Source organism: Pontibacter populi (assembly GCF_040278685.1).
Classification (GTDB): Bacteria; Bacteroidota; Bacteroidia; order Cytophagales; family Hymenobacteraceae; genus Pontibacter; species Pontibacter populi.
In genome coordinates this window covers 87,652-101,796 of sequence record NZ_JBEOKT010000001.1, presented here as the reverse complement: position 1 = coordinate 101,796, position 14,145 = coordinate 87,652, and the positions used below count along the sequence as shown (strand labels likewise).

At 44.2% G+C, this 14,145-nt stretch carries 4 protein-coding genes; 2 read left to right on the top strand and 2 right to left on the bottom strand.

Features of this window, described 5'->3' with window-relative positions; translation table 11 throughout:
• Positions 1-13 precede the first annotated feature (13 nt).
• Entirely contained in the window at positions 14-2,584 is a 2,571-nt protein-coding gene (locus ABS362_RS00405) for a M14 family metallopeptidase (protein ID WP_350410028.1), read from the bottom strand.
• Positions 2,585-3,326: 742 nt separating this feature from the next.
• Between ABS362_RS00405 and ABS362_RS00400 the strand changes: the two genes are divergently transcribed.
• Positions 3,327-10,592 carry an Ig-like domain-containing protein gene (locus ABS362_RS00400; protein ID WP_350410026.1) on the top strand — a complete coding sequence of 2,422 codons (7,266 nt, stop codon included), beginning with the start codon at positions 3,327-3,329 and terminating at the stop codon, positions 10,590-10,592.
• A gap of 101 nt (positions 10,593-10,693) precedes the next feature.
• Here ABS362_RS00400 and ABS362_RS00395 read toward each other — a convergent pair whose 3' ends face one another.
• Positions 10,694-11,383 (bottom strand): TIGR02117 family protein, encoded by a 690-nt coding sequence (locus ABS362_RS00395; RefSeq protein ID WP_350410025.1) that lies wholly within the window; start codon positions 11,381-11,383, stop codon positions 10,694-10,696.
• A gap of 128 nt (positions 11,384-11,511) precedes the next feature.
• Between ABS362_RS00395 and ABS362_RS00390 the strand changes: the two genes are divergently transcribed.
• Positions 11,512-14,070 (top strand): M14 metallopeptidase family protein, encoded by a 2,559-nt coding sequence (locus ABS362_RS00390; RefSeq protein WP_350410023.1) that lies wholly within the window; start codon positions 11,512-11,514, stop codon positions 14,068-14,070.
• Positions 14,071-14,145 lie beyond the last annotated feature (75 nt).

Sequence of the window (14,145 nt, the reverse complement as noted above, 5' to 3'; positions counted from 1 at the left end):
GTTATTGTTGTTGTTATTCGGTACGGGCTGAGCGAGTGTTTATAACCTGGCCGAAGAAGATGCTGTTCAGGAAAAGTTTGTTAGTGCCGTACCAGAATGCCCTGAAGTTCGGATTGTCAGGCATTGCGATTACTTTGCCTGAGCCCACTGCTGTAACTGTTACTGCCGCAGAGTTTTTTGCCAGCTGCAGGTTTTGTTTTGAAATATAACCAGCCATTAATGGGTTAGCGGTATACATTACCGGGTTTGCATACGGGTTCTGAGATGGCTCTACAAACAATGTGTTGCTGCGGAAGATCGGCAGTTTATTATCTGTATAACCATAAGCCAGCGGATGCGTCAGGTCTAAGGTAGTTTCGAAAATGGCTCCCCCAATTACCTGTGCTCCTGTTTCGTTGCCCAGGTCAGCGTACGACTTGCGCATGCCTGCAGGGTTTTCCTTTCCGTTCTTCAAACTGATATTGCTGAGGCCATTATCTGCGAGCCATTTTATCGCATCGCCCATGCCTATAACTGTATTTCCCTGCTGTACCCAGGCGCGTAGCTTATCTTTAGAGATGTTGTTATAAGAACCATCGGCCATCACCAGTACATTGTAGCGGCTCAGGTTGGCGCGGTTAAAGTTATCGGTTGTTAGTAGCGTGGTTTTAATATCGAAGCGATTATCCAGCAAATGCCACGCTTCGCCGGCATCATTACTGTTTACGCCATCGCCGGTTAGTAACACAACGCTTGGTTTTTGCAGGTTCAACATCATCGGGCTGCCCAGTTTTATACCTGACGTGGTAAGGCCGGTTTGCATGGCAAATACCTCTATCCCGTTTTTAAGTGCAGCATCTTCTAAAAGCTTGTATAGATCAGCTTCAGAAACTGACTGGCCTGCCACCGGTATAAGTATGGTGCCGTAACTAAACGTTTTTCCGTCTACGTCCTTAAAAGTATCAGTAGCTACTTTGGCTTGTATACCACGCTCTAATAAAGTGTTAAGTGCACGCGGGGCATAGTAGTCTTTCCATTCAAAGGCATACGCATACGTGCTCTGGCCTCCGGTTACTTTACCAGCCGGCATTTGCGGAGCAGTTACTTTTTCGCCAAGCTGTGCCTGTTTATAGTTCTTGCCACTAAGGGCATTATATTCCAGGTCAAAAGCGAGCGGGAAAGTCCAGGCAGAGATGTCGTAAAATAGGCTGTCTTTAAATGTTGTGCGCTTCTCAAACATGGCTTCTATCAGTTTATACTGCGGCTGCTCCAGTGGTACAATGTAGGCGCTCTCGGGGCTATAGTTTGTGTTGCCTGCTTTTATAGTTTCTTTTGGTTTATAGATGGCGATCTGGTGCTGGCGAATGATCTCGGCCAAATGGTAAGCTCGGGCAGGGTCTTTCTCAGATCCAAAAATATAAGCTTTGGTAGCTATTTTTTTAGATTCGTTGAGCGATTGCTTGTAGAAATCCCGCTGGTGCGCCAGCAATTCCTCGCGCATGGCATTGGCTGCCTCTAACGAAGACAGGGTAGTTACAAACTGGTTGCGTATGGTGAATGGGAAAGTGAGCACCCCATTTATGCTTTCCTGTGCATGACCGCGCGAACTTGCCTGCTCAAATAAAATACCTACAGCGCCATTTACATCCGGGTACGTAGAGCCTTTGCCATAGTAAAAGTCGTCGTAGCTTTCTTCGGTGTAGTAAAGTGAGCCGATCTTATCCAGTGCCTTGGCGTGGTAGTTACCAATTTTTTGTGTCAATTTAAATGCGCTCTCCGGCGATAGCGGGTGGTTGCGGCTTGGTATGCCCGGCTGGAAAAAGAATGTGGCATTGGTGCCCATCTCATGGTGGTCGGTCAGCAGGTTTGGTTTCCACTCATGAAACTTTGCCAATCTGCCCTGCGATTCCGGATGCTGCAACGGTAGCCAGTCGCGGTTAAGGTCGAACCAGTAATGGTTTGTTCTGCCACGAGGCCATGTTTCATTAAATTCTGAGCTGTTTGGGTCTGTTACCAGGTTCTTGCCCCGGTTAGTGTTTACCCAACTGGCAAAACGGTTCAGTCCATCCGCATTAATGGCAGGGTCAATCAGGATTATAGTTTCTTTCAGTAGCTTTTCAACCTCGGGTCCCTGTGCTGCTGCCAGGTGGTAAACCGCGAGTAAAGCGGCGTTGCTTCCGCTTGGTTCGTTGCCGTGCACACTATAGCCCATCCAAACTACAGCCGGCATATTTTTAATGTCAAGCTTGCCAGAGTTTTCAGGGTCGGTCAACTGCTTGTGATCAGCCTTTAGTTGGTCTATGTTTTTGTGATTACCCGGGGAGGTGATGGTAAGCAGGTAAAGCGGTCGGTTTTCGTGGGTGCGACCATATTCGGCCATCGTTATCCTGTCCGATACTTGGTCCATGTGGCGCATATACATTACCAGTTGGTCGTGGCTAACGTGCCATTCGCCAACTTCGTAACCAAGCACCTGCTGCGGAGTAGGTATGTTTTTGTTGTAAGTAACATTTTTGGGCAGGTAATAGGAGAGGGTAGTTTGTGCCTGTGCTAAGTGGCTACAAAACAAGAGTGCTGTAACAGCAAGTGTGTACAGTTTATTCATCAGTAAAAGTATAGTGTTTAAGGTGAATTAGTTTGTTACTGCAATTTGCTTTTTTATGTAGCCTTTTGCAAGTGTTACTGTCTGCAACTATGTGTTAAGGTAAGTCCATTTTTCCCACATTCTCACTTCTCTTTTATTACTTCTTGAGTAACCGAGTTCTGATTGTCTTATGCCAGGATGATTGCCCGGTTAGAAATATTTTATAGTTCCGAAGATCTGCTTCATAAAAATATAATGAGCTCCGGTTAAGCTGGTGTTTAGGTCTGAGATTAATACAAATATAGGTTTTAGAGCTATTTAAAGATGTTATTTGAATATTTATATCTATAGATATAGTTCAAATTATATATTGATTTAGGGGTGTTAATGCTATTATAGATAAAAAAAGTTAAATGTTGATGTAACCTAAATGCATAAAATATGTACTATTGTAATAATATTTGGTACTTATAACCAAAAAATATTATGCAGAATCTATACTTTGTTGATTTAGTGCAATTTTATAGGTCAAACAAGGGGAATTATCTTAATTCTTCGTTTCAGCCACCTGATTAAACTGCAATTTTTTAGAATAACGCTATAAGATTTGTCTTATAGCCCTTGAAAAGCCACCTTAAAAATAGGGTGGTCAGGCTGTTTATTGCCTTTTCAGAAGAGTTACACTCCACTGCACTACTTTAAACCAAAGGTGCTCCAAACCCAACACAACCCAAACCCAGCTTAATCCCTAAAGTCTTTACTCATGAAGAAAAATTTTACTCGACTAATTTCTGAAGTCAGCAAAGCCAAGCAATTCACATTTGCTACCGCTACACTTCTACTACTCATCATCTCAGCCGCTTATTTAAGGGCTGCGGTAGGTATAACTGTTACTGGGGGAAGTTCAGTAAATATTTCAGCTGATTTTGCAGCTGATGCGACACTAACAACGCCAACTTATACAACCTTAGGTGCCATAAACTTTAGAGAAGGTAATGATGCAGACTTTGGCGCTGGCAGCCGAACTATAGAACTTAATGCTCCTACGGGTTGGCAATTCTATTCAACAACGCCTCACGGTATTACTACTATAGCTAACCAAATTGGTAATGGTTCACAGACAATTAGTGTTTCAAGCATTGTTGTAACGAATGGAAAGATCACTATAACTTATTCAGGAGCTGTAACAAATAAGCAGGAAGAAATAACTGTAAGTGGTATTAGGTTAATAGCTACAAATGGAGCATCAGCGCCTGAAACTGTATCGATAACTGCTGGCGGTACATTGTTTCCAACACCAATTAATGTGTTAAATATAAATCATGCACATGGAGCCGCAAGAAAAATTGCGTTTGGTCAGCAACCTACAAATGCACAAACAGGAAATTCAATTACACCATCCCCATCTGTATTAATACAAGACCAATTCAATAACACCGTTACAACCGGAACAGGAAACAATACAAGCGTAACTATAGCAATAGGTAATAACCCGGCAGGAAGCAATGGTGTTTTAGGCGGAACAAAAACAGTTGCTGCAGTTAACGGTGTAGCAACTTTTCCTGGTTTAAGTATTGATGCAGCCGGTTCAGGTTATACTTTGGCTGCAACTACCACATCCTTAGGGGGGGCTACAAGTAATGCATTTAATGTAAACAGCAAAACACCTACACTTAATGCGCCTACAGCGTGTATCACAGAAGGTGCTGCAGGTACAACTATAACACTTACAGGTACAAATTTCGAAAAGAACTCAATTGTGCAGGTAAATGGCATTAACAGAACAACAACGTTTGTAAGCGCAACGCAACTGCAGGTAGCTCTATTAACTTCTGACCTTGCTACGGCTGGTAACATTAGTCTTAAAATACTAAATCCAGGACCACCGAGCGATAACTATTCAAATGAGCAGACCTTAGTAATAAGGCCAGTTTTAAAAGCTGCAGATATAGTTGGAGAACGCATTGTGTGTGCTGGTAATGACGTATTGTATACAGCTCCTGCCGGTTATACAGAGTATAACTGGACATCATCGGCTGGTAGTACTGTGTTAGTGCCTACCAATAATCCTGCTGTTGTTAGGTTCTCGCCAACTGTGCCTACTTCAGGTAAGGTAACTATAAGTGTTAGTGCCAAAAACGCGTGTGGTGTGTCTAGTTCTACATCCATAGAAGTTGATGTTAAGCCAACCCCGCAGGCAGTAATTGAGCGTGATAGCGATAGTTTCTGTACGGGTGGTAGTTTAGAACTCAGAGCCTTTATAAATCCCGCAAATTTAGACTCTTATTCCTACAGGTGGTTTAAACAAAAAGCTGATGGAATAGGATACGACGTTGTAGGAAGTGATCAGCCAACATATACTGTTACAACAGCCGGAACTTATCGGCTAACAGTAACGGGAGCTAACGGATGTGCTAATACTTCAGATCCTGTCACGATCACAGTAAACCCACTGCCAATAGTAAGTATAGGAACTCTATCAGCAGCCTACTGCTCTTCAGACCCTGCCGTAACACTTGTAGGTTCTCCAGCAGGTGGCTCATTCAGAATACTTAAAGCAGGAAACGAAGTAGCTTCGGGTGCTTCTTTAGATCCAGCTACTTTAGGCGCCGGAGATTATACAATTGAATATACCTACTCAGATGGTAATGGTTGTGCAAACACTGCTACGAAAGCTGTTACTATAAACTCTACACCGGCTACGCCTGTCGTAATGGGTGATGAAGTTTGTGGCCAGGGAGCAGTTACCCTAGGAGCTACAGTTGGAGCGAACGGAACTTCAGTAAGATGGTATACTGCATCTTCAGGAGGAACCCCGGTTGCTACGGGTTCTAACTATACTACACCTAACCTTACAGCTACCACGATTTACTATGCCAGCAGCTATAATGCTACTACAGGTTGCGAAAGCACGCGTGTAGCAGTAATGGCTACAGTAAATCCGCTGCCAACAGTAAGCATTACACCTACCGGCCCGCTTCAATTCTGCGAAGGTAATTCTGTAGTGTTAGTGCCTACCACTTTGCCAAGTGGAGATACATTTACTTATAAATGGTACAATGCGGCTGGTAATACTGAAGTTGGCATGTCTAAAGATTATGTAGCCACTACTTCAGGTGACTATTACCTGGTAGTTACAAACCAAAACGGTTGCCAGCAAACATCAGAAACACTTAGTGTAATTGTAGCAGAAATTCCAACTGAGGCAAATATCACTTTAACAGGTTCAAGCACTTTCTGCCAGGGTGGTAGTGTAAAATTAAGCGCCAACAAATCCCCTGATGCTGAGAACCCTTATACTTATAAGTGGTTTAAAAATGACGTTGAAATCGCTGATGCAACAAGTGAAACATATACTGCAACTGAAAACGGTGATTACCAAGTTGAAGTAACAAACCTTGTAGAAGACTGCTCTAAAATGTCTGCAAAGGTTAAGGTAACGGTATTGCCTCAGCCGGAAGCTGCCATTACAAGCAATAACGAGGCGAAGTGCCTAGGCGCTGGAAATACAACTACATTCTCCGTTACCGGTGATTTCTCAGGAGGTACTGCACAGTGGCTTTCTTCAAATTCGAATTTTGTTATTAGTAATGCAGTTTATAATCCTTCAACTGGCAAAGCAACAGCAACTGTAACTGCTACCGGAACCGGATCAAGCACAATCACACTTCGTACAACAAACACTGCTTCAAGCTGTACTACAGCTAATAGCACTGTTTCATTAACTGTTAATCCATTGCCTACTGCTGATATTACAGCAGGTGGGGCTACAACCTTCTGCCAGGGCGGATCAGTTGTGTTAAGTGCGCCAGCTAATGCAAACTATACTTATCAATGGTTCAGAAATAACTCAGCCATAACGAGTGGAGGCACAGACAGACAATTTACAGCAACTACAGCCGGTGATTATACTGTTAGAGTTACAAACTCAGTGACTGGTTGTGTTAGAACCACTGCTACTGCTACAACTATAGTTGTTAACCCACAACCAACAGTAACCGCTTCAGCACCTGTATTGGCTAAATGTGTGAGTGATAACAATACAACTGTTTTTGACTTAACAGGTACAGCAACAAACGGTACTCCGAAATGGAGTGTGGTAAGCTCTACAGGCACGGCAACATTAAGCAACTTCAGTAGCCCAAATACAGGGAATACACAGGCTACCATAGCTGGTATAGGTACCGTAACAGTTAGGTTAACTTCCAGCAGTACTGTTGCCAGCTGTGCCGATGCTACAAAAGATATTACACTGACTGTATATCCTTATCCAATTGCAAATGCTGGTCCGGATCAGGCTTTATGTGCTGGGGCAACCTCAACGAGATTCTGGCGTCAAGCTAGCGGTAACGGTAGTGAAGCAGGTACAGAAGTTAAATGGACTGTTAAAAGTACAGATCCAGGCGTTTCAGTAACTAATTTAGCTTACCCCTGGATTTATAATAATTTTGTGGATATAACCGGAGTGGGTAAAGCTACACTGTTGCTTACTGTAACTACAAATGGTTGTACCACTACTGATGAAGTTACTTACACTGTAAAACCTACACCAGTAATTACAGCTATCGCCAACAAAACATATTGTAATGGGGAAACTGTAAACGCGATTAACTTTGAAAGTTCTGTAGCAGGCTCTGCTTTAACCTGGACTTCCTCAGTAAATATAGGCTTCGGAACATCGGGTACTGGAAACATACCGACCTTCACATCTACTAACAATGGTTCTTCTCCTGTAACTACTACTGTTACGGTAAATGCATCGGTTAACGGCTGCTCTGCTTCTCAGAAATCATTTACAATTACAGTTAATCCAACGCCTAAGTTAACAAGCTCATTAACTCCTGCTGCTATATGCAGTGGTGCTGCGTTTAATTATAATCCGACAGGGGCCACTGCGGGGGCAACTTATTCTTGGAGCAGGGCTGCAGTTACTGGTATTAGCAATGCTGCAGCAACAGGTACAGGCGCCATCAGCGAAGTGTTGGTTAATGCAACAACCACGGATAAAGTAGTAACTTATACTTATACAATAGCTGCAAATGGTTGTTCCAATACCCAGAATGTAGCGGTAACGGTTAAAGCTAAACCCCAACCAACTTTCTCAGGTTTGACCGATAACCAGGTAGTATATTCCGGGGAGGGAGCTAAAACACTAGCTGGTTCACCTGCTGGCGGAACTTTTTCAGGGCCAGGAATTTCAGGTAACTCGTTTAATCCATGTACTGTTTTTAACGGAGTGCCAGAAAGCACTACCTCATTACCTGTAACTATAAAGTATTCAGTAACTGCAAACGGATGTACAGGAGAAGTTACGAAGACAATTATAGTTAAACGCTCAACTTACAGGGCAGTAATTATAGCGAACCCGCATCCTTTCTGCCGTGGTATGCAGGTGACATATACTACTACAATTTACAGAGATCTGGAAGAAGGGGATGTGATTTATCCATACTTAGTGGATGCAGATGGTCAGCCTGTATATTCAGATGGTAGTGCAGTGCCAACAGGAAGCTCAAGTTTCCCGGAAGCAAACATGGCATATCCTTTCCCGGCAAATACACCTCAGTCTATAAAAAATCTGGCATACAGGTTCTTCCAGCCGATAGTTAAACCTGGATTGGAGTCTAAAGTAGTTACAGTTGTAGACAATGGAGATGTGTATCAGTGGGGCAAAAACCACGAGGTAAATAGAAAGAATGATAAGTACTTTACTACAGATGCGGGTTTATCATCACAAGACTATTACCACGTATATGTGAAATTGCCACAATGTTTGGGGATCACCAACCTGCAATCAAACAGAATGTATAGTGCAGAGCTTCCGGGATATGAGGCTAGTTTAACTGCAGTTCCTAACCCTATATGCCAGAATGGTTCGGTTACATTTACAGCAACACTTAATAGTGCTTTTGATTGGGCTACTGCAAATACAACTGTTGAATTTGTGCTATCAAGGGGAGATGTAGTGTTGGGAAGTCAGCCTTTCAATGGTACTTATACTTACACAATAACAAGCAGTGGACCTGCAGGCGGCTTTATAAATGGGGACCAGGTATACCTGCGATTCATGACTGATATAGAAAAGCATCAAATAAATAAATGCCGAGACAACAACAGGTCTAATACTGTAACTATAAATGTGGTGATACCACAGGCCATGACAGGTGGTGGTGCTTATTGCGCGGGTGGTGCAGGCGTTCCTGTAGGGCTTGCCAGCTCACAGCAGGGAGTATCATATCAGTTACTACTTAATGGAAACCCAGTAGGTTCACCAGTTGCAGGTACTGGTAGTGCAATCAGCTTCGGCAACCAGACAGCAGCAGGCGTTTACACGGTGCGGCCAACAACAGCGAGTGGAAGTACCTGTGCAGAATTCGGAACTATAAACGTGTATGTAACGCCGCTGCCAACTGCATTTACAGTAACAGGTGGCGGTGAGTATTGCACTACTACTGGTGCAACTGGTATACCGGTAGGTTTAAGTGGTTCACAGACAGGTATTAGTTACCAACTATTACTTAATAATGTGGCAACTGGGGCTCCAGTAGCCGGTACAGGTGCAGCGTTGAGCTTTGGTAACAAAACTGCTGCCGGAACTTATACTGTTAGAGCCACAACTATAAGTAACACAACGAGTAATCCGCCTGTTGCTGCCTGCCCACAACTGATGACAGGAAGTGCCACTGTAGTTGCTAATCCGTTGCCAACTGTTACAGTAAACAGCCCGACTGTTTGTGAAGGGCAACCTGCGACAGTTACCGCAACTCCTGCAAACGGAACCGGATCTTACACCTTTACCTGGACTGTACCAAGTGGGGCTACAAATCCTGGAAATGTTGCTTCCTTCCAAACAACAGTAGCCGGTAACTATACTGTTACAGTTATAGATGGCAAATCTTGTGTAAGTAGTGTGGCCGCAACCAGTGTAGTAACTATAAATCCGCTGCCAACTGTTACAGTTAACAGTCCGCAAACATGTAAAGGATCTCCTGTCAGAGTAATTGCAACAGTAGAAAATGGAACAGGGCCTTACACTTATGCATGGTCCGTACCAAGTGGTGTATCAGATCCTGGAAGTGTGGCCAGCTTTGAAACATCGGTTTCTGGTACATACAGTGTAGTAGTAACAGATAGTAAAATGTGTGCTAGTGTATCGGCATCCGGAACAGTAAGTGCGAAGGATCCAATTATAGCGAATGGATTTGTAACAGCTGATAAAGATCCTATAAAGATAAACGAGCCTGTTATTTTCACTTTAACACATGAAGTAAATCCAACGGATGTTAGGTTAATATCTTGGTACATAAGAAGTTTAGGTTCTACAGATTGGGGAACTTCAGTTGGGTCTGGTATACAGTATACAATGACACCAGCTACAGATGAACCTTTTGAAATCAAGGCTGTGGTTACTACTTCACCTGAAGTGTGTTACTCCTTTACAGAATACTTTACTAACAGCCCAATCACCCCACTACCAGTAGAACTTATCTACTTCAAAGCGGTGCGCAGAGATAATTTTGCAGTATTGACGTGGGCTACGGCATCAGAGAAGAATAACGAAGGCTTTGAGGTGCAGGTGTCGCAGGATGGTGTGAACTACAGACAGTTACAGTTTGTGGCTTCCAAGAATGGCAACACTTCTATCAAACAGACTTACGAGTTTGTAGATAAGGAAAATGGCAAGTTCGGAACACGCTACTACAGATTAAAACAGCTCGATTCGGATGGTCAGATTGCTTACTATGGTCCGCAGATGGTGATATTTGGTGATGTTGTGAACAGCGTGTTTGTCTATCCTAACCCATTTGAGCGTGAAGTGAAGCTGGATGTGGATTCAGAGAAGGATGCTGTTATGGAAGTGACGCTGACCAACCTGATGGGCAGGAAGCTGCTGACCAGATCGATTGAAGTGGCGAAAGGCAGAAGCTCTGCGGCCCTGGATCTCGGTGAAGGCTTGCCGGCTGGTATCTACATCGTTACAACGCGCCTGAATGGCATCACAACGAATTTTAAATTAATGAAGAAATAAACTATTAGGGTTTAAAGCAGAAAGGGACGGGTATATTACCCGTCTTTTTCATTTTATACCAATCCTGTTTATAGTTGAGAACTATAGATACTAACCGGCAATTACCTGTAGTGCCGCATAACTGCATAAGGAAATGGTGCGAAGAAGGCAGCTTTGAGTCCGGCAGCTTTTAAACCGCCGTTTACCCAGTTGTTGCAGTTCTTCGGGAAATAGAATTTCTCGCGGGCTTCGTAAAAATTATCGGTAGAACTATAGCCCTTGCCAGGTATAAGCAAAAAGTTATCATCTCTGCTTTGGAATGAACTATAAATATAAGTAACCAGCTTTTTGTATTGCTCCGGCGTAACCCGGATCGGGCGTTGGTGCTTGTTTGGAGTTAAGGGCCTTCGGATATATTCGACGTGCATAGCCGATGGGGTTGGCCAAAACATGGCAGAGAGGGCTACTTCTAAGGAAAGATCGCTCCACTCGGGGGTTTCCATGTAGAAGCGACGGTCGCCCCAGCCAAAACCGATGTGTGTAAAACTGCTGTCTGCTCCTGCAAAATGCTGCAAAGCTATGTTGTCGCGCCAGTCAATGTAAGGGGTTGCAACGGGTAATATTAAGTCAGTGTGGATGCCGTTGGATGCGATATAGATTTCGATATGATCTTCCTGCTGGGTTTGCGCAAAGCCGTTATTAACAGGCAAAATGCTAAAAACGAGAACTAAAACTATAGTTAGCAATACCAAAATCCCTAAACTATAGAGAAGTTTTAAAAATACCCGGACTATACGTTTTTGTTGCGACATACCTATAATTTACGAAAGCGAACTATAAGTATACAAACCAGTTCTGAGGAATAAAGTATAAGGCATTATTGCTGCGAAAAATCAGTAATTTTACCCGTTCAGTTACTTCCCTTATCACATCTTATAACATGAGAAACTCTTTTAAGTGGGTATCCGCTTTTTTGCTGATCTGGCTGAGTGCGCAGATGGTGCAGGCGCAGCAAAGCATCCAGACGCCAGAGCAGTTCCTGGGCTATAAACTTGGGCAGCAGTTTACGTTCCACAACCGCGTGCTCGACTATGTAAACTACCTGGCGGCACAGGCTCCTAAACGCATTAAGCTGCAAGAATACGGCAAGACCTACGAAGGAAGACCACTTGTGCTGGCTTACGTGGCATCAGAAGAAAACTTACCCAGACTGGAGGAGATAAGGGAAAACAATCTGAAACTGGCAGGTGTGCAGCAAGGGCAGTTGCAGGGCAGCCAACCGGCTATAGTCTGGATGAGCTATAACATACATGGCAACGAATCGGTGAGTACGGAAGCGGTGATGCAGGTGCTTTACGAACTGGCAAACCCTAACAATACGCAAACCCAGAACTGGCTGAAGAATACCGTAGTGATACTTGACCCTTGTGTAAACCCCGACGGGCGCGAGCGTTATGTGCAATGGTACAAGCAGGCAGCAGCGCAGGGCGGAAACGCGATGCCTTATGCCTGGGAACATAACGAACCATGGCCGGGTGGCAGGCCAAATCACTATTATTTCGACCTGAACCGCGACTGGGCTTGGCAAACACAGATAGAATCGAAGCAACGGATGGCGGTTTATAACAACTGGCTGCCGCAGGTGCATGCCGATTTTCATGAGATGGGAGTAGAGGCACCATACTATTTTTCGCCGGCAGCAAAGCCTTTTCACGAGAGCATAACGCCTTGGCAACGCCAGTTCCAGAACACCATAGGCGACTATAACCGTCAATATTTTGATAAGAACAACTGGCTCTATTTTACCCGCGAGAGTTTCGACCTGTTTTACCCAAGCTACGGCGATACCTGGCCAACCTTTAACGGCGCCATCGGCATGACCTACGAGCAGGGCGGATCGGGCAGAGCGGGCTTAGCCATAAAAACACAAAGCGGCGATACACTAACCCTAACCGACAGAATTGCGCACCACGTAGCGGCAAGCATGGCAACCATGCAGGCTACTTCCGAGAAAGCCGACCAGATAAAACAAGAATTCAGAAAGTATTACCAGGACAACCTGAACAAACCGGGCGGAGACTATAAAGCCTTTGTAATAAAAGCAGATGGTAACGGAGCAGGCAATGTAAAAGCACTCACCGATTACCTGGACCGTCAGCAGATACAGTATGGTACAGCTGGCAAAAATACATCGGGCCGCGGTTTTAACTATAGCACCGGCAAAGAAGAGAATGTAAAAGTAGGAGAGAAGGATGTAGTGATCAGTATGTATCAGCCGAAGTCTACGCTGGTAAAAGTGTTGTTTGAGCCAAATGCTGCTTTGGAAGATTCTTTGACTTATGATATTACATCCTGGGCTATGCCATATGCTTTTGGCGTTCAGGCCTATGCGCTTAAAAAGAAACTGGAGCCACAGAACAAGCAGCAAACTACCCCAACTGTAGCTACGCCAACTATAGAAAAACCTTATGCTTACCTGGTGCGCTGGAACAATCTGCAGGACCTTAGGTTTCTGACGGAACTGATGAAGCAGGGCGTAAAAGTGCGCATGGCCGAAAAAGCGTTCGAAACAGACAAACAGCAGTACGCGGCTGGCACGCTCATCATTACCCGCACCGGAAACGAGAAATTAGGGGAAAAATTTGATACTATAGTTCGTGATCTGGCTCAAAAGCAAACTATAGACCTGGTTGCAACGGCCACTGGTTTTGTAAGCAGCGGCGCTGATTTTGGTTCTGGATCCGTGCGTTACCTTAAAATGCCTAAAATTGCCCTGATGACCGGCGAAGGCGTATCACCTTATGCATTTGGCGAAGTGTGGCATTACTTCGAACAGCAGATCAATTACCCCGTTACGGCCATCAATACGGCTTACTTTAAAAATGTGCCTTTGCAGGAGTTTGATGTGCTGATTCTTCCGTCGGGTTCTTATAGTAAAGTACTGGATGAACACACACTGGAGCAGCTAAAAAGCTGGGTGAAAAGTGGTGGTAAACTGATCGCAATGGAAAGTGCTGCCGCGTTCCTGGTGGGTAAAAAAGATTTTGAGCTGAAGAAAAAGGGAGCTGATAAGGCCGAAGAAGAAAAGGCAAAAGAAAAAAAGGATGAAAACCCATACCAATACCTGAAAACTTACGGCGACCGAGAGCGCGAAGCATTGGCTGAAGAAGTGCAGGGCAGCGTATTCCGTGTAAACCTGGATAAAACCCACCCGCTGGCATTTGGTTACGGCGATACGTACTTTGCACTTATCCGTTCATCAAACACATTCGAGTACCTGAAAGAAGGCTGGAATATAGGTGTGCTTAAAAAGAACAACTATACAACTGGCTTTGTAGGCTCGTCTATAAAAGAAAAACTGCAAGATGCCCTGATTTTGGGTGCACAGCCAATGGGCGACGGACAGGTAATTTACATGGCCGATAACCCGTTGTTCCGTGGTTTCTGGCACAGCGGTAAACTGATGTTCGGCAATGCTGTATTTGTGGTTGGCCAGTAACGAACTATAGTTTAATGATCACCAAAGAAAGCTTCCTGATCAGTTTCGAGGAGCTTTTTTACTGCCAATTATAAA